Origin of the sequence: Bacillus altaicus (genome assembly GCF_042136375.2) — a bacterium.
Classification (GTDB): Bacteria; Bacillota; Bacilli; order Bacillales; family Bacillaceae_G; genus Bacillus_A; species Bacillus_A cereus_U.
Genome location: NZ_CM143394.1, coordinates 272501 through 290000 on the forward strand (window position 1 = coordinate 272501; position 17500 = coordinate 290000).

Sequence of the window (17500 nt, forward strand, 5' to 3'; positions counted from 1 at the left end):
CGACCCTCTCAGGTCGGCTACGCATCGTTGCCTTGGTGAGCCGTTACCTCACCAACTAGCTAATGCGACGCGGGTCCATCCATAAGTGACAGCCGAAGCCGCCTTTCAATTTCGAACTATGCAGTTCAAAATATTATCCGGTATTAGCCCCGGTTTCCCGGAGTTATCCCAGTCTTATGGGTAGGTTACCCACGTGTTACTCACCCGTCCGCCGCTAACTTCATAAGAGCAAGCTCTTAATCCATTCGCTCGACTTGCATGTATTAGGCACGCCGCCAGCGTTCATCCTGAGCCAGGATCAAACTCTCCAATAAAGTTAGTTTGTCTAGCATCTAAAAATAAAAATTGACGTTTCACGTTGTTTGTTTCGTTTAGTTTTCAAAGTTCAATGTCGCGTTTCAGCGACTTTTATAATTTAACATTTCGACTTGAATCTGTCAACAACTTTTTTCTTTCGTTCCTGACGACGCTTATTAATTTATCATATTACTAATCGATAAGTCAACGCTTTTTTAAAAAATGCCAAAATAAATTTATCTTGGCATTATATATAGCTTAATAATCACTAATGCAGCAACACCTGGCACCCCTAATAAACTTGATACTGTAGCTGTGCCTATATTAATTGGAATATGAAAATCAAAATATGTCCCTGCAACATTCACAATAAATAGTAACGCTATACCTAAAGTGACATGAAAGAGTGCTTTCCCTATAAAACGTATTGGTTTAGCAGAAACACCAAAAATAAGAAAAATAAAAACCAAAGCAAGAATGCCAACAATAATAATTGTAGAATTCATTTTTTCCTCCTTATGAATGACCTATACATATCCATTTGTATGGGACAAGACAATAAAAAAGAACATCTATAACATAACTCCTATCACTTCACCTTTATAACCTTTAATCAGTAATATTTCTTCTAAGCACTAACAATTAGATACAACTAATTCCATTCCCGCCTTTTCTTTCCCCTCTTTATATCCCAAAAATAAAGTAGCCCTGTTACTCACAAGTAAATCGATAAAAAGTAAAAGGTCCCGCTTTAAAAAGCAGGACCTTTTACCATTGTTCCATTTTCACAGGACGACGTTTTGCTTCTTTTAACAAGAAAAAATATTTCGCCTCTGCTATTTTTAAAGAACAAAGTACATCTTGAGACGGCTCAACACTTTGTTCAACCAGTCTCTTCTGACGTAGCCATTCATTCTTTACCTTTTCTAATAATATAATTAACTTATCGTCATACTCTTTACGCAACTTACCCTTTTTTTGAAAGAACATTTTCCCTTCTCCTCTTATATCTCTCTACGGCCTTCTAAAGCTTTCGATAGCGTTACTTCATCTGCATATTCTAAATCTCCACCAACTGGCAGACCATGTGCAATACGAGTTACTTTAATCCCTGTTGGCTTTAAGAGGCGGGATATGTACATTGCTGTAGCTTCCCCTTCAATATTAGGGTTTGTTGCTAATATCACTTCTTGTACTGTTTCATCTTGTAGTCTCTTTAATAACTGCGGGATATTAATATCCTCAGGTCCAATTCCCTCCATTGGAGAAATGGCACCACGCAAAACATGATATACACCTTGATACTCTTTCATTTTTTCCATCGCAATTACATCTTTCGGCTCTTGTACTACACAAATAACCGATTGATCCCTATGCGAATCGTCACAAATATAACAAGGATCGCGGTCAGTGATATGCCCGCATATAGAACAATACGCTAAATCTCGCTTCGCATTCACAAGTGCTTTTGCAAAACCTAGTACATCATCCTCTTTCATATCTAACACGAAAAACGCCAATCGAACCGCTGTTTTCGGTCCGATTCCTGGTAACTTCATAAAACTATCGATTAATTTTGATATCGGTTCTGGATAATGCATATATCAATATCCTCCTAGAACATTCCACCTGGTAAGTTCATGCCTTTTGTAAATTTGCCCATTGTAGAGTTTGAAAGTTCATCAACCTTTTTAAGTGCATCATTCGTTGCAGCTAATACTAAGTCTTGTAACATTTCAATATCTTCTGGATCTACAACTTCTTCTTTAATTTTCACTTCAAGAACTTGCTTATGGCCATTTGCGATAACAGTAACCATTCCGCCACCAGCTGTACCTTCAACTGTTTTATCGCCAAGCTCTTCTTGTGCCTTCGCCATGTCTTTTTGCATCTTTTGCATTTGTTTCATCATATTATTCATATTTCCCATTCCGCCACGCATCATAATTAATTCCTCCTCATTATTATTACTCTTTTATTTCAATAAGTTCTTGCCCTACTAATTTTACAGCCTCTTCTATAAGAGGATCTTCTTTTTGTTCTGGGCTTTCTTCAGAATCCCCGCCTTCGCGTTGTAAAAAGTCTTCACGAATTTTACCCCATTCACTTTTTGGGATAGCAATCATATTTAACCTTTTACTTAACAATTCAAAAAGAGTTTGTTCCAATGTATCCATCGCTTCTCGATTTTCACTAGCCATTTTGCAATGAATCTCATATTGAAATGCTAACACATAAGTATCATCCGAAGCCGCAACTGGTTCACTATTTTCTAATAAAACAGCAAATGCTACTTTGTTATGTGACTTGAGTCTTCCTAACAATTCGCCCCATACAGCTTTTAACTGTTCTAAATCTTGACGCTTTGCTTGCTTTAACACTTCATTCACACGTCCAACAGGAATTTTCATATTTCCTGTTCGTACCGGTTTTGGTGTTGCCCGCGTCTCTCTTACTTCCTGCTGTACACCAGCTGGCACGCCATTCTTTTTAACTTGCTCTAACTCTTTCTCCAGTTGCTGCATCCTGTTCATAATCGCTTGTAAACGATCTGCGCCGTTTGCTTGCATCATAAACTGCTGACACAGTTGCACCATAACAACTTCCAAGAATATTCTTGGATGGTTTGTCCACTTCATCTCCTGTTGTCCCTTACTAAGGGTATGAATAATTTCATAGATTACTTCCGGTTGCATTTCTTCAATTAACGTACGGAATTGATCATCTACAATTACCCGTTCCAACATATGTTCTAATTGTGGTGAAGTTTGATATAAAAGCATATCACGATAGTAGTAAATGAAATCCTCCATAAAGCGAACTGGATCTTTCCCTTTACTCATCATCTCATCTATAATACGTAACGCCCTTGATACATCATTTTCACGTATACATTCTACCAGGTCACCTAAATATCGCTGAGATACAGATCCCGTTACAGCTAAAACATCTTCGCTTGTCACCGTCTCATCACTATAAGAAATAGCTTGATCGATAAGACTGAGCGCATCACGCATACCACCTTCAGCAGCACGCGCTACGATTTGTAACGCTTCATCTTCTACTTGCGTACCTTCATTTGTCACGACTGTCGATAACCTCTCCACGATATCATTTACTGATATCTTTCGAAACTCAAAACGCTGACAACGTGAAATAATTGTAGCTGGAATCTTATGCGGTTCTGTTGTCGCCAGAATAAAAATAACATGTCCTGGCGGCTCTTCTAAAGTTTTCAAAAGCGCATTAAAGGCACCCATAGAAAGCATGTGAACTTCATCAATAATGTATACTTTATATCCTACAGCACTTGGAGCATATTTTACTTTATCTCTTATATCTCGAATTTCATCCACACCGTTATTTGAAGCCGCATCAATTTCTAATACATCTGAAATAGATCCTTGTGTAATTCCTAAACAAGAAGGACATTCATTACAAGGTTCAGCTACCGGGGCGTGCTCACAGTTAATTGCCTTTGCAAATACTTTTGCAATTGTCGTTTTCCCTGTTCCCCTCGGACCAGAAAACAAATAAGCATGTGAAGCTTTCTCTTGAAGAAGGGCATTTTGCAACGTTTTTGTCACGTGCTTTTGACCGACTACATCTTCAAATTTTTGCGGTCTCCATGTTCGGTATAACGCTTGGTATGACACGAAAATACGGCCTCCCTCAAAGGTTATTATCTCATTTATTATAACCCATTCTGTTTATAGATTCCAAAAGTTATTTTCCATACAAAAAACTCACCTTTATATTAAGGTGAGTTTTGTATACATATATAACTGCCGTGCACCTTCTGTCGATTACGTACCATAAGCGTTACTCAAGCAGTTAGCTCGGTTCAGGCACTCCTGCGGCACACGAGAAAACCCGCTTATTGCTGCTTCCTTCCGGACCTGACAAGGTTCACGGGGTCCCGTTGCGCAGGACCCAAACGTCAACACCACTTACTTAAGGCAGGCCTTACAGTAGCATAACCTCGAGAAGGGATTCAGCCTCGCTAGAGCGGATTGCGAGTATAGGGCACCGCTACCTCCCCGCTTAGCACGGCAAAGTTAAAACCAATATTCGGTTGCCTTGGATAAGGCATTATCAGTATAACTTGTTTTTTTACAAAATGCAAATACGTTAGTTACCATTACTTTTCTCTAGTTTTTTCGCTTCTTTTCTTTTCTTACGAAGCTCCCTAAAAAAAATCGTTAACAACGTACCACATTCCTCTTCAAGTACACCAGCCACTACTTCACACTGATGATTAAAACGCTCATCAGTTAAAAGATTCATCAATGTACCTGCACATCCACCTTTCGGATCGCTCGCTCCATATACAACCCTTTTTACACGCGATAAAACAATTCCCCCTGCACACATTGGACAAGGTTCTAATGTTACATATAACGTTGCATCTTCTAAACGCCATGTCCCTAATTTTTTGCAAGCTTCATCAATAGCTAAGAGCTCGGCGTGAGCTATTGATCTCTGTTCAGTTTCTCTTAAGTTATGCGCGACACTAATCACTTCATCATCTAGCACAATTACAGCACCAATTGGTACCTCTTGTATCGCCTCTGCCTTCTTTGCTTCCTCTATTGCTAACTGCATAAAATATATATCTCGCTCCATAATATAGTCCTTTCACCAAAAATAAAATACACTTTTTCATTTCTTGCAGGTGGGATAACTTTTGCAAATTCAATCCAACCTAAAGAAGAAAGAGAGGGAATTACATATGAAAAATACTGCCTTACTCATTATCGATATGATTAATGATTTTCAATTCTCCCACGGGCCCATCCTGGCACAGAAATGTGAAATTATAAAGAACCCCATTCTACAATTAAAGGACACAATGAAATCATTGGGCTATCCAATAATTTATGTCAATGATCACTATCAACTTTGGAGATCTGATATTAACCAACTTATTACTCATTGTACAAATAAGTATAGTAAAAATATTATCGAGGCCATTGCTCCGCATACTGACGATTACATTTTTATTAAACCACATTACTCTGCTTTTTATGAAACACCTTTGAATTCTTTATTAGGTTATTTAAAAATCGAAAATCTCATTTTAACAGGAATTGCCGGGAACATATGCATCCTTTTTACAGCTAATGATGCCCATATGAGAAATTATACACTTTATGTACCACGGGATTGCATCGCTTCTAATAACGAGCAAGATAATGAACATGCTTTAAAAATAATGGAGGCCACATTAAAGGCAAATATTGTACCGTCATCCCAAATAAAATTTAATTAATACATATCTATTTTCTAACTTTTTATATCAAATTAGTCCGCTCGCTCCCCTCTTGTGCTACAATAATTCTGTTTTGTGTTTTTAGTAGTCACGGTAAATCACTGATTGAAAGGAGGAAACAGCGTGACCGGAGTACCATTTATCACGGTTGAAGGACCAATTGGTGTTGGAAAAACTTCACTTGCGAAGGAACTTTCAACTCACATGCAACTCCACTTACTAAAAGAGATTGTTGATGAAAATCCTTTTTTAGGAAAATTCTATGAAGACATCGACGAATGGAGTTTTCAAACAGAGATGTTCTTTCTTTGTAATAGATACAAACAACTAGAGGATATTAACATAAAGTATTTGAATCAAAGGAAGCCTGTAGTAGCAGATTATCATATATTTAAAAATTTAATTTTTGCATCCCGTACATTAAAAGATGCTCAATATGACAAGTACATGCAAATTTATCGCATTCTTACGCAAGATATGCCTGTACCAAATGTCATCGTTTATTTAACAGCGAGCCTAGAAACATTACAAAAAAGAATTGCGATGCGCGGAAGAGAATTCGAAAAAAATATGGATCCAAATTACTTACTACAGCTTACAAAAGATTACGAAACAGCAATGGATGCTTTCAAAAAGGACCATCCAGATATTCCAGTATTGAAATTTAATGGAGACGATATGGATTTTGTAAGAAATCCTGATGATTTAAATGTCATCTTATCCGCTCTTCAAAATACTCTCTTGAAGGAGTCGAAATAACAATGAATTTAAGGCAAAAATATGATATACCAAATGATGCAGTTATCACTATTGCTGGAACAGTAGGTGTCGGTAAATCCACTATGACAACTGCATTAGCTAACGCTTTAGGTTATCGTACATCTTTTGAAAAAGTAGATTTTAATCCGTATTTGGACAAGTTCTATGCTGATTTCACACGCTGGAGCTTTCACTTACAAGTGTACTTTTTAGCAGAACGATTTAAAGAACAAAAAAGAATTTTCGAATATGGTGGCGGTTTTGTTCAAGATCGTTCTATCTATGAGGACACTGGTATTTTCGCAAAGATGCATCACGAAAAGGGTACAATGACTGAAACTGATTATGAAACATACAAAGGTTTATTTGATGCTATGGTCATGACTCCTTACTTCCCTCATCCAGACTTATTAATTTACCTAGAAGGTTCGTTTGATGATATTGTCGATCGTATTCAAGAACGAGGACGTCCAATGGAGCAGCAAACACCAATTGAGTATTGGAAAGAGATGCATGGACGTTACGATAACTGGATTAATAACTTTAATTCATGCCCTATTTTACGATTAAACATTAATGAATATGATATTTTAAAAGATGGCGATTCAATCGAACCAATCATTAAAAAAATTGGACATTTTTTAAAACAAACACGTAAACTTGTAAAATAAAAAACCCGTGCATATGCACGGGTTTTCCTATGAAATTACTTTTTCTTTTTCGTTGGAGCAATAATTTCACTCTCTGGCTTTCCAGCATTAATACGCTGACGAACAGTACTCGTACTAATATCATATGTTTCAGCAATCTCTTTAACGGTCATTTCTTTCCCGTTAATTACTGCTGTTAGTAATTTCCCTGTACGTTTTGGAGTTACTTCTTTTTGCACAGCTGGTTTTTCAGCTTCTTTTGGCACCTCTACTTTTTTTGCAACCTGTTTTACATCACAAGTGCAACCACAAAGTTTACGGAATGTATCATCACTTATAATGCGCGACACATTTGCACCACTGTTTAAAATTCTATTGTTCTTACAGACAGGACATTGTACATAATATAAAGTTTTTCCATCTAAAGGAAACGTTTGTATAATAAGATCCATGTTAACTCCTTTCATATCTATGAAGATAATCATCGGAATATGAGTGTGTAATAAGGACACTATATCCTTACATCATACTTTATGATTGGTTTTAAAATAAAAACTCGTTACGTGTTGGTAACGAGTTCTCCAATCTCCACTTATATGCGCTGTTGTCAATTATATCTGGAGGAGGTAGAGGGATTCGAACCCCCGCGCGACTCTCGCCGCCTGTCGGTTTTCAAGACCGATCCCTTCAGCCAGACTTGGGTATACCTCCATATTGACATCAAATATAATATCAAAAGAAAAACAGTTAGTCAACCCTACTATAATAAATTATGAGGAAAGAGAAATTTTACTTTCCCTCTCCTTTATGACACTGCTGACAACGCCCATAATTACCAATCACTCATACCGATGAATGTTTTAACTTATTTAATAACTGTTTTTCCTCCCATATAAGGGCGAAGAACTTCTGGAATTATAATTGTACCATCTTCTTGTTGGTAGTTCTCTAAAATAGCTGCCACTGTACGTCCAATTGCAAGACCAGATCCATTTAGTGTATGAACATGTTCCGGTTTGCCATTTGGCTCACGGCGGAAACGGATATTCGCACGTCTCGCTTGGAAAGCCTCAAAATTACTACAAGAAGAAATTTCACGATATGTGCCATAGCTTGGAATCCATACTTCAATATCGTATTTCTTCGCTGCTGTAAATCCTAAATCTCCTGTACACATGCTCATAACGCGATATGGTAACTCTAATAATTGTAACACGCGTTCTGCATCATTTGTTAATTTTTCTAACTCTTCGTAAGAATCTTCTGGTTTCACGAACTTCACAAGTTCAACTTTATTAAATTGGTGTTGGCGAATTAAACCGCGTGTATCACGACCAGCTGAACCTGCTTCAGAACGGAAGCATGAGCTAAACGCAGCATATCGTATCGGCAATTGCTCTTTACTCACAATCTCATCACGATGCATATTCGTTACAGGTACTTCAGCTGTTGGGATTAGGAAATAGTCTTCACTTTCAATACGGAATGCATCTTCTTCAAACTTCGGAAGTTGTCCTGTTCCTGTCATACTTGCACGGTTTACCATATAAGGAGGCAATACTTCCTCATATCCATGCTCATCAGTATGAAGGTCAAGCATAAAGCTAATCAAAGCACGTTCTAATCTTGCACCAGCACCTTTGTAAAATACAAATCGGCTTCCTGTTACTTTCCCAGCACGTTCAAAATCTAAAATCCCTAAATCAGTAGCAAGGTCCCAATGCGGTTTTGGCTCATAAGTAAATTCTTTCACTTCTCCCCAAGTACGTGCTACTACGTTATCATCCTCTGTTTCACCTATTGGAGCAGATTCATGAGGGATATTTGGGATAGATAGCATTAATCTTTCTAAATCTTCTTCAACTGTACGAAGCTCATTATCAAGATCTTTTACTTTTTCCCCAACTTCACGCATTTCTAGAATTAGAGCTTCCGCATCTTTCTTTTCACGCTTTAATACTGAAATTTGTTGAGATACTTCGTTACGTTTACTTTTTAGTTCTTCAGTTTGAACAAGTAGCTCTCTTCTTCTCGTATCAAGTTCTTCAAAGCGACCAAAATCCGTTAAATCTTCGCCTCTATGCTGTAATTTTGCTTTTACCTCTTCAAAATTTGTACGTAAAAATTTAATATCAAGCATTATATACTCCTCCTTTTATTTTATAAAACACAAAAAACTCCCGTCCCTATATAAAGGGACGGAAGTTAACCCGCGTTGCCACCCTAGTTGAAAGCATTACCGCTTTCCTCTCAAGTAGAAATAACGGCTCTTCACCGGGAATGCTTACTAATCAAAAGATATTCCACATTCCATTCCAGGATGGATTCACAAACTGTTTCTATCGATTTCCACCAACCATCGACTCTCTATAAGAAACAACATTTGTTACTACTTCCTATCAACACGCTTATTTTATAAAATTGTTACCATCAATTTACTATAATCTTATACAAGTTGCAAGTTACTTATACAACTTTTTTCATTTTCGCTTCTTTTACCATCTCTACAAAGTATGCTGTTACACGGTGATCATCCGTTAATTCTGGATGGAAAGAAGCAGCTAAAAACTGACATTGTCTTACCGCTACCATTCGATCGCCATGTGTAGAAAGTACTTCAACATCATCAGCTACATTTACAACATACGGAGCACGGATAAATACACCAACAAAGTCTTCCCCCACACCCTTCATTGAAAGTGCAGCTTCAAAACTATCTTTTTGGCGTCCGAACGCATTGCGCTCAACCGTAATATCCATAGCACCAATATGTGCTTCTTCATAGCCAATAAGTGTTTTCGCAAGAAGAATCATTCCTGCACATGTACCAAACATTGGTTTACCAGACTTCGCAAATGTACGAAGAGGCTCCATGAAAGCATACTTATCAATAAGACGGCGCATTGTTGTACTTTCACCGCCTGGTAAAATAAGACCATCAATTTCTTCAAGTTGTTCTATACGCTTTACAACAACAGCTTCTGCACCACTTGCTTCAACTGATTTCACATGCTCACGAACAGCACCTTGAAGACCTAGCACACCGATTTTCACCATTTTAAAGATCTCCTTTAATTACCATCCACGCTCTTGCATGCGTTGTTCTGGTAATAACGTTGAAATTTCGACACCTTTCATTGCATTACCTAATCCTTTAGAAAGGCTTGCAATTAGTTCGTAATCTTCATAATGAGTCGTTGCTTCAACGATTGCACGTGCAAATTTCTCTGGGTTTTCTGATTTGAAGATACCAGATCCAACAAATACACCATCAGCACCAAGTTGCATCATTAACGCTGCATCTGCTGGTGTTGCTACACCACCTGCTGCAAAGTTTACAACTGGTAAACGACCAAGGCGTTTAATTTCAAGTAGTACTTCATAAGGAGCACCAGTATTTTTTGCATATGTCATTAACTCATCTTCACGTAGACTCGCAACTTGACGGATTTCTGCATTGACTTGGCGCATATGACGCACTGCCTCTACAATGTTTCCTGTTCCAGGCTCACCTTTTGTACGAAGCATAGCTGCACCTTCTGCAATACGACGTGCAGCTTCTCCGATATCACGGCAACCACATACAAACGGAACTGTGTAATCACGTTTATTTAAATGGTATACTTCATCAGCAGGAGTTAATACTTCACTCTCATCGATATAGTCTACCCCTAATGATTCTAATACACGTGCTTCTACAAGGTGACCGATACGGCATTTTGCCATAACCGGAATTGACACAGCACCCATAACTTCTTCAACAATTGTTGGATCTGCCATACGAGAAACGCCACCTACTGCACGAATATCTGCAGGTACACGCTCTAATGCCATAACAGCAACTGCGCCTGCCTCTTCTGCAATCCTTGCTTGCTCAGCGTTAACTACGTCCATAATAACGCCGCCTTTTTGCATTTCTGCCATTCCACGTTTTACACGTTCTGTCCCTGTTACATTTGTCATGTACAAAAACCCCCCTAGGTGAATTGCTTTCCCCCGTTAAAGAAGAAAATTAAGAATACTCTTACATTCTACCACTAACTATCTGATGCTTGTCCACTACTTTTTCATAAAGTCGGTATGAAAAATAGGAATAAGAAAAAGCTCCTACAATGAGGAGCTTTTAAAACCAACCTTTTACTGTATCAACAGCACTATTCCACATACCACTAAAGAAAGAACCAATTCCGCGCATAGAACGTGTGAACCAGCCTGCCTCTTCTACTTCAGACTTTGTTATAAGGTCTACCTGTAATGATTTTCCTGATAAAAATCCAGGGTCATTACTATCTTTAGACGTTACAACCATTTGGCCAAGTGCAACTCCTTTTTTCATAGGTGCTTCTTGTCCCTTATTTCCTTCTTTAAATTCTGTTTTATAAACGTCTTTACTTCCCTTTGGCACCGGAAGTGAAACAGCTTGCTTCGTTTGAACTGCTACATCTTTATCTTTCGCATTTTCAACTCTTACTGTTTCTTTTCCTTTGACCGAAGAATCTTTTTCATACATTTTCTTCATTTCAAAGTTAGCAAAGCCATAATCATATAATTTCTTTGTCTCATCAAATCTTGCTGTATGAGATTTTGTTTTAATAACTACAGAAATGAAACGCATACCATTTCTTTCAATCGTACCAGTGAAACAATCTCCTGCTTCTGGAGTTGATCCTGTTTTCAGACCATCTACGCCTTCATATTCCTTAATCAACCCTTTTAACATCCAGTTCCAGTTAGGCATTTCGATCCGATCCGGAGTACCTTCACGGAATACTTTTTTTGAAATTTTTGCTATGTCTAATGTTTTAGGGAAATCTTGAATAAGACGTTGTGCTAAAATTGCTACATCTCTCGCAGACATTTTATTTTCTTCATCTGGAGTTGTCCCTTCAGGATGGTGTCCTTTTAAATCTTTGTTCGTTAAGCCCGTAGAATTTACAAACTTATAATTTTTTAATCCAAACTCTTTCGATTTATCATTCATCATTTTTACAAAGTCTACTTCTTTTCCAGCAACTGCTTCAGCTAACGCTATTGTTGCACCATTAGCAGAATAAATTGCCATTGCTTCGTATAGCTCTTTTACTGTATAAGACTCACCGTTTCGTAGAGGCACATTCGATAATGAACGATCTTGCGAAATGTTATACGCATATTCGGAAACCTTAACTTTTTGATCCCATTTTAGTTTCCCTTTCGCAACAGCCTCGTTCACTAGGTATTCACTCATCATTTTTGTCATACTAGCAATTGATAATAACTCATCTGCATTCTTTTGATATACAATTTTCCCAGAATTCGCTTCTACTAAAATTGCCGCACCTGCTTCAATGTTTAAAGCGGCTCCTGTTTCTGCTGATGCATTGCTATATGGTACAAGCATGCTACAAGCTATTGTAAGCACTGTTACCAACGCAATGAATCTTTTGCAAAACATACCTTTCACTTTTGCTACCCCCAATATCTATGTACTCACATAACCGTTATTCTAACATAATCAAAAAAAAATAGACAGAGATATCAAATCTCCGTCTATTTACATATAAGACATTATAATGAGTAGTTTGGAGCCTCTTTTGTAATCTGTACGTGATGAGGATGGCTTTCACGTAAACCAGCACCTGACATACGAATGAACTGCGCATTCTCACGTAAGAATTCTAAATTCTGTGCTCCGCAGTATCCCATACCTGCACGTAATCCACCAACTAATTGATGAACTGTATCTGCTAAAGGTCCTTTATATGGTACTCGTCCTTCAATACCTTCTGGAACAAGTTTTTTGTTTCCTTCTTGGAAGTAGCGATCTTTACTTCCTTTTTCCATTGCTCCAACAGAACCCATACCACGATATACTTTAAATTGACGGCCTTGGTAAATTTCAGTTTCTCCAGGGCTTTCAGCTACACCAGCGAACATACTACCTAGCATAACAACGTGTGCCCCTGCCGCTAAAGCTTTAACCATATCACCAGAGTACTTAACACCGCCATCTGCAATAACTGGAATACCGTGTTTACGAGCTTCAGTTGCACAATCATAAACTGCTGTTAATTGTGGTACACCAACTCCAGCTACAACACGCGTTGTACAAATAGAACCTGGTCCGATACCAACTTTAACTACATTTGCACCAGCTTCAATTAATGCTTTCGTTGCTTCAGCTGTAGCAACATTTCCAGCAATAATATTTAGTGCTGGATATTTTGCGCGAACTTCTTTTACTTTTTCAATAACACCTTGAGAATGTCCATGAGCTGTATCAAGTACAATTGCATCTACACTCGCTTTTACTAATGCATCGATACGAAGCATTGCATCAGCTGTTACACCAACTGCTGCTCCAACCAATAAGCGTCCTTGCTTATCCTTTGCAGAGTTTGGAAATTCAATTACTTTTTCAATATCTTTTATTGTAATAAGCCCTTGTAATACACCGCTATTATCAACAAGAGGAAGCTTTTCAATTTTATACTTTTGTAGGATCTTTTCAGCTTCTCCTAGTGTAGTACCAACTGGGGCTGTAATTAACTGTTCTTTTGTCATTACGTCAGAAATTTTGATTGAGTAGTCTTGGATGAAGCGCATATCACGGTTTGTAATAATACCAACTAATTTTCGCTCATCTAAATTATTTACAACTGGTACACCTGAGATGCGGTATTTTCCCATAAGATGTTCCGCATCATATACTTGATGTTCTGGAGTTAAAAAGAATGGATCTGAAATAACGCCGCTTTCAGAGCGTTTTACTTTGTCAACTTGCTCTGCCTGATGCTCAATAGACATATTCTTATGGATGATTCCTAAACCACCTTGACGAGCCATTGCAATAGCCATATCAGCTTCTGTTACTGTATCCATTCCTGCACTAATTAACGGGATGTTTAACTGTAAGCTTTCAGATAAAACTGTTTTAACACTTACTTCTCTTGGTAATATATCTGACTTTGCTGGTACAAGTAATACATCATCAAAAGTCAAACCTTCTTTAACAAATTTAGATTCCCACATAATTGTTCCCCCCATAATACCAGAAATTATTATTAGTAGCTTATCAATTGGTTAAAATACTGTCAAGAAAGTATTAATATGTTAGAATTTTTAGACAATAAAAGGAGCGTAATATATGCATCATACACCTTGTGCTTGGCAGCAATTAAGTTTCTTCTTTTCATCTCAAAACGTACAACATTATCTTGCCCGTTGTTATGAAAAATCCTCGATTCAGGATGCCGAAAAAAAAAGTTTTGAAAATTGTTATCCATTTATTTATTACTTAGAACACGGTAAAAATTATTATGAATTATATAAAACAGCGCCATTTTCCATTCAGCCAATGCTGTTATTTTATGGAATAGGACAACTTTTTAAAGCTTGTTTATTAACCATTAATCCAAACTATCCAGAATCAACAACCGTTTTAGCACATGGAGTGACAACCCGCAAACGAAAAAAACAAGGATATCAATTTTTAGAAGATGAGGTGAAAATACAGAAAAACGGACTATTTACTCACGCTGCAGAACAACTGTTTCACATGAAACACTTGGAAACAGAAAAGTTTAATATGTTAGAGTTAATGGGAAAAATCCCTGAGTTACAACATTTATTTCGCTATAGTCAAAAAGGAACAACATTATATAAAATCGATTCAACAAATAAAAATGAGCTCTCCTTTTCAGTCAACATACTAGATCGACTACATATGACTAAAGAGAGATTTTCTCGTTACATCGAAACAGCTTGTAAGCATTTATCAATACAACACGTACCTGAGAAAAATAATGAATTAAATGTGTTTTTTTCAGCACCCATTCAATCATGGAATCCTATGTATAGCACACCTTTATACTACGAGTATCTTGCTGATACTTATTATTTACCACTTACGAACGACCCTAGAAACTCTAAGCCAGTGTTGCCTGAGCTCCTTGTTCATTATTTATTGCTCTATAATTTAAGTATGATTTCGAGGTATGAAACAGATTGGTGGTATGACTTACTTGGAAGCTACGGATCTGAAGATTATCCATTTATTTATCAGTTTCTCAATATTTCTGCTCAAAAAATCCCTTACTATATTTCAGCATTTTTACTAACGGAATCCAGCCTATTTCATGGGAAATAAAAAAACACAAGTCAAAAGACTTGTGTTTTTATCTTGCTTGGCGACGTCCTACTCTCACAGGGACAAGGTCCCAACTACCATCGGCGCTAGAGAGCTTAACTTCCGTGTTCGGTATGGGAACGGGTGTGACCTCTCTGCCATCATCACCAAACTATGAAGGTATATTCCTTCAAAACTAGATAACATTTGCTTCATATTATATGGTTAAGTCCTCGATCTATTAGTATTCGTCAGCTCCACATGTCACCATGCTTCCACCTCGAACCTATCAACCTGATCATCTTTCAGGGATCTTACTAGCTTACGCTATGGGAAATCTCATCTTGAGGGGGGCTTCATGCTTAGATGCTTTCAGCACTTATCCCTTCCGCACATAGCTACCCAGCTATGCCCTTGGCAGAACAACTGGTACACCAGCGGTGCGTCCATCCCGGTCCTCTCGTACTAAGGACAGCTCCTCTCAAATTTCCTGCGCCCACGACGGATAGGGACCGAACTGTCTCACGACGTTCTGAACCCAGCTCGCGTACCGCTTTAATGGGCGAACAGCCCAACCCTTGGGACCGACTACAGCCCCAGGATGCGATGAGCCGACATCGAGGTGCCAAACCTCCCCGTCGATGTGGACTCTTGGGGGAGATAAGCCTGTTATCCCCGGGGTAGCTTTTATCCGTTGAGCGATGGCCCTTCCATGCGGAACCACCGGATCACTAAGCCCGACTTTCGTCCCTGCTCGACTTGTAGGTCTCGCAGTCAAGCTCCCTTATGCCTTTGCACTCTACGAATGATTTCCAACCATTCTGAGGGAACCTTTGGGCGCCTCCGTTACACTTTAGGAGGCGACCGCCCCAGTCAAACTGCCCACCTGACACTGTCTCCCGGGTCGATAAGACCCGTAGGTTAGAATTTCAATACAGTCAGGGCGGTATCCCACCAGCGCCTCCACCGAAGCTAGCGCTCCGGTTTCAATGGCTCCCGCCTATCCTGTACAAACTGTACCAAAATTCAATATCAGGCTACAGTAAAGCTCCACGGGGTCTTTCCGTCCTGTCGCGGGTAACCTGCATCTTCACAGGTACTATAATTTCACCGAGTCTCTGGTTGAGACAGTGCCCAAATCGTTACACCTTTCGTGCGGGTCGGAACTTACCCGACAAGGAATTTCGCTACCTTAGGACCGTTATAGTTACGGCCGCCGTTTACTGGGGCTTCAGTTCAGAGCTTCGCTTACGCTAACCCCTCTCCTTAACCTTCCAGCACCGGGCAGGTGTCAGCCCCTATACTTCGCCTTACGGCTTCGCAGAGACCTGTGTTTTTGCTAAACAGTCGCTTGGGCCTATTCACTGCGGCTTTCCGTTAAGAAAGCACCCCTTCTCCGAAGTTACGGGGTCATTTTGCCGAGTTCCTTAACCAGAGTTCTCTCGCACACCTTAGGATTCTCTCCTCGCCTACCTGTGTCGGTTTGCGGTACAGGCACCTTTTATCTCGCTAGAAGCTTTTCTTGGCAGCGGGGAATCAAAGACTTCGCTCCATAAGGAGCTTCCCCATCACAGCTCAGCCTTCACGATAAGCGGATTTGCCTACTTATCAGCCTAACTGCTTGGACGTGCACAACCAATCGCACGCTTCTTCTATCCTTCTGCGTCCCTCCATTGCTCAAACGATAAAGAGGTGGTACAGGAATATCAACCTGTTGTCCATCGCCTACGCCTGTCGGCCTCGGCTTAGGTCCTGACTAACCCTGAGCGGACGAGCCTTCCTCAGGAAACCTTAGGCATTCGGTGGACGGGAATCTCACCCGTCTTTCGCTACTCATACCGGCATTCTCACTTCTAAGCGCTCCACCAGTCCTTCCGGTCTGACTTCACTGCACTTAGAACGCTCCCCTACCACTGATACCATTGGTATCAATTCGCAGCTTCGGTGGTGTATTTAGCCCCGGTACATTTTCGGCGCAGAGTCACTCGACTAGTGAGCTATTACGCACTCTTTAAATGGTGGCTGCTTCTGAGCCAACATCCTAGTTGTCTAAGCAACTCCACATCCTTTTCCACTTAATACACACTTTGGGACCTTAGCTGGCGATCTGGGCTGTTTCCCTCTTGACTACGGTCTTATCACTCGCAGTCTGACTCCTAAGGATAAGTCATTGGCATTCGGAGTTTGACTGAATTCGGTAATCCGATGAGGACCCCTAGTTCAATCAGTGCTCTACCTCCAAGACTCTTACACTTAAGGCTAGCCCTAAAGCTATTTCGGGAGAACCAGCTATCTCCAGGTTCGATTGGAATTTCTCCGCTACCCACACCTCATCCCCGCACTTTTCAACGTGCGTGGGTTCGGGCCTCCATTCAGTGTTACCTGAACTTCACCCTGGACATGGGTAGATCACCT

Annotated in this window: 16 protein-coding genes, 1 tRNA gene, 3 rRNA genes, 1 other RNA gene and 1 other annotated feature (2 of these 22 cut by a window edge); of the genes, 4 read left to right on the plus strand and 17 right to left on the minus strand. The window is 39.3% G+C overall.

The features are described from left to right. The 8 genes from ACE38F_RS01495 to tadA all read right to left on the minus strand — a co-directional run. Positions 1-314: ribosomal RNA gene (locus ACE38F_RS01495) — 16S ribosomal RNA — on the minus strand; it reaches 1239 nt to the left of the window's first position. A 219-nt stretch (positions 315-533) separates the two neighbouring features. Further along, positions 534-803: a pro-sigmaK processing inhibitor BofA family protein gene (locus ACE38F_RS01500; RefSeq protein ID WP_002113254.1), complete on the minus strand. Its 270-nt coding sequence runs from the start codon at positions 801-803 to the stop codon at positions 534-536. Between the two features lie 262 nt (positions 804-1065). Further along, positions 1066-1287, minus strand: a complete 222-nt coding sequence (locus ACE38F_RS01505) for a YaaL family protein (RefSeq protein WP_002159647.1) — start codon at positions 1285-1287, stop codon at positions 1066-1068. A gap of 14 nt (positions 1288-1301) precedes the next feature. Further along, positions 1302-1898, minus strand: a complete 597-nt coding sequence (recR, locus tag ACE38F_RS01510) for a recombination protein RecR (RefSeq protein ID WP_215554928.1) — start codon at positions 1896-1898, stop codon at positions 1302-1304. 14 nt (positions 1899-1912) lie between these two features. Beyond that, positions 1913-2239: a YbaB/EbfC family nucleoid-associated protein gene (locus ACE38F_RS01515; protein WP_215556545.1), complete on the minus strand. Its 327-nt coding sequence runs from the start codon at positions 2237-2239 to the stop codon at positions 1913-1915. Between the two features lie 25 nt (positions 2240-2264). Continuing rightward, positions 2265-3953: a DNA polymerase III subunit gamma/tau gene (gene dnaX, locus ACE38F_RS01520; RefSeq protein WP_375371390.1), complete on the minus strand. Its 1689-nt coding sequence runs from the start codon at positions 3951-3953 to the stop codon at positions 2265-2267. A gap of 132 nt (positions 3954-4085) precedes the next feature. Then, positions 4086-4350: signal recognition particle sRNA large type (gene ffs, locus ACE38F_RS01525), an RNA gene on the minus strand. A gap of 78 nt (positions 4351-4428) precedes the next feature. Then, on the minus strand, positions 4429-4923 hold the full coding sequence (tadA, locus tag ACE38F_RS01530; protein WP_002151937.1) for a tRNA adenosine(34) deaminase TadA: 495 nt from the start codon (positions 4921-4923) through the stop codon (positions 4429-4431). Positions 4924-5029: 106 nt separating this feature from the next. Here tadA and ACE38F_RS01535 point away from each other — a divergent pair, with 106 nt between their 5' ends. The 3 genes from ACE38F_RS01535 (at position 5030) to ACE38F_RS01545 (ending at position 6999) form a co-directional block, all read left to right on the plus strand. After that, positions 5030-5569: a cysteine hydrolase family protein gene (locus ACE38F_RS01535; protein ID WP_002107274.1), complete on the plus strand. Its 540-nt coding sequence runs from the start codon at positions 5030-5032 to the stop codon at positions 5567-5569. Between the two features lie 123 nt (positions 5570-5692). Continuing rightward, positions 5693-6328, plus strand: coding sequence for a deoxynucleoside kinase (locus ACE38F_RS01540; RefSeq protein ID WP_002159650.1), 636 nt, complete (start codon positions 5693-5695; stop codon positions 6326-6328). A 2-nt stretch (positions 6329-6330) separates the two neighbouring features. Then, positions 6331-6999, plus strand: coding sequence for a deoxynucleoside kinase (locus ACE38F_RS01545; RefSeq protein ID WP_375371391.1), 669 nt, complete (start codon positions 6331-6333; stop codon positions 6997-6999). A gap of 35 nt (positions 7000-7034) precedes the next feature. Here the strand turns inward: ACE38F_RS01545 and ACE38F_RS01550 are convergent, their stop codons facing one another. The 7 genes from ACE38F_RS01550 to guaB all read right to left on the minus strand — a co-directional run bounded on the left by ACE38F_RS01550 (position 7035) and on the right by guaB (position 13989). After that, the gene (locus tag ACE38F_RS01550) at positions 7035-7430 is read right to left on the minus strand and encodes a DUF3797 domain-containing protein (RefSeq protein ID WP_002107271.1); all 396 of its coding nucleotides are present in this window, start codon (positions 7428-7430) and stop codon (positions 7035-7037) included. A gap of 166 nt (positions 7431-7596) precedes the next feature. Then, positions 7597-7689 (minus strand) — tRNA-Ser (locus ACE38F_RS01555). A 154-nt stretch (positions 7690-7843) separates the two neighbouring features. Continuing rightward, entirely contained in the window at positions 7844-9118 is a 1275-nt protein-coding gene (gene serS / locus ACE38F_RS01560) for a serine--tRNA ligase (protein ID WP_002009617.1), read from the minus strand. 51 nt (positions 9119-9169) lie between these two features. Next, positions 9170-9390 (minus strand) — a binding site (T-box leader). A 54-nt stretch (positions 9391-9444) separates the two neighbouring features. Further along, on the minus strand, positions 9445-10035 hold the full coding sequence (gene pdxT, locus ACE38F_RS01565; protein ID WP_002151931.1) for a pyridoxal 5'-phosphate synthase glutaminase subunit PdxT: 591 nt from the start codon (positions 10033-10035) through the stop codon (positions 9445-9447). A gap of 18 nt (positions 10036-10053) precedes the next feature. After that, entirely contained in the window at positions 10054-10941 is an 888-nt protein-coding gene (gene pdxS, locus ACE38F_RS01570) for a pyridoxal 5'-phosphate synthase lyase subunit PdxS (RefSeq protein ID WP_341308243.1), read from the minus strand. 160 nt (positions 10942-11101) lie between these two features. Then, on the minus strand, positions 11102-12412 hold the full coding sequence (locus tag ACE38F_RS01575) for a D-alanyl-D-alanine carboxypeptidase family protein (protein ID WP_341308257.1): 1311 nt from the start codon (positions 12410-12412) through the stop codon (positions 11102-11104). Between the two features lie 113 nt (positions 12413-12525). Then, positions 12526-13989 carry an IMP dehydrogenase gene (guaB, locus tag ACE38F_RS01580; protein WP_002159656.1) on the minus strand — a complete coding sequence of 488 codons (1464 nt, stop codon included), beginning with the start codon at positions 13987-13989 and terminating at the stop codon, positions 12526-12528. 115 nt (positions 13990-14104) lie between these two features. Between guaB and ACE38F_RS01585 the strand changes: the two genes are divergently transcribed. Continuing rightward, the gene (locus tag ACE38F_RS01585; protein ID WP_375371392.1) at positions 14105-15106 is read left to right on the plus strand and encodes a YaaC family protein; all 1002 of its coding nucleotides are present in this window, start codon (positions 14105-14107) and stop codon (positions 15104-15106) included. A 35-nt stretch (positions 15107-15141) separates the two neighbouring features. Here the strand turns inward: ACE38F_RS01585 and rrf are convergent. Both rrf and ACE38F_RS01595 read right to left on the minus strand, forming a co-directional pair. Beyond that, positions 15142-15257: ribosomal RNA gene (gene rrf / locus ACE38F_RS01590) — 5S ribosomal RNA — on the minus strand. Positions 15258-15306: 49 nt separating this feature from the next. Beyond that, positions 15307-17500 (minus strand): 23S ribosomal RNA (locus ACE38F_RS01595); it runs 723 nt beyond the window's last position.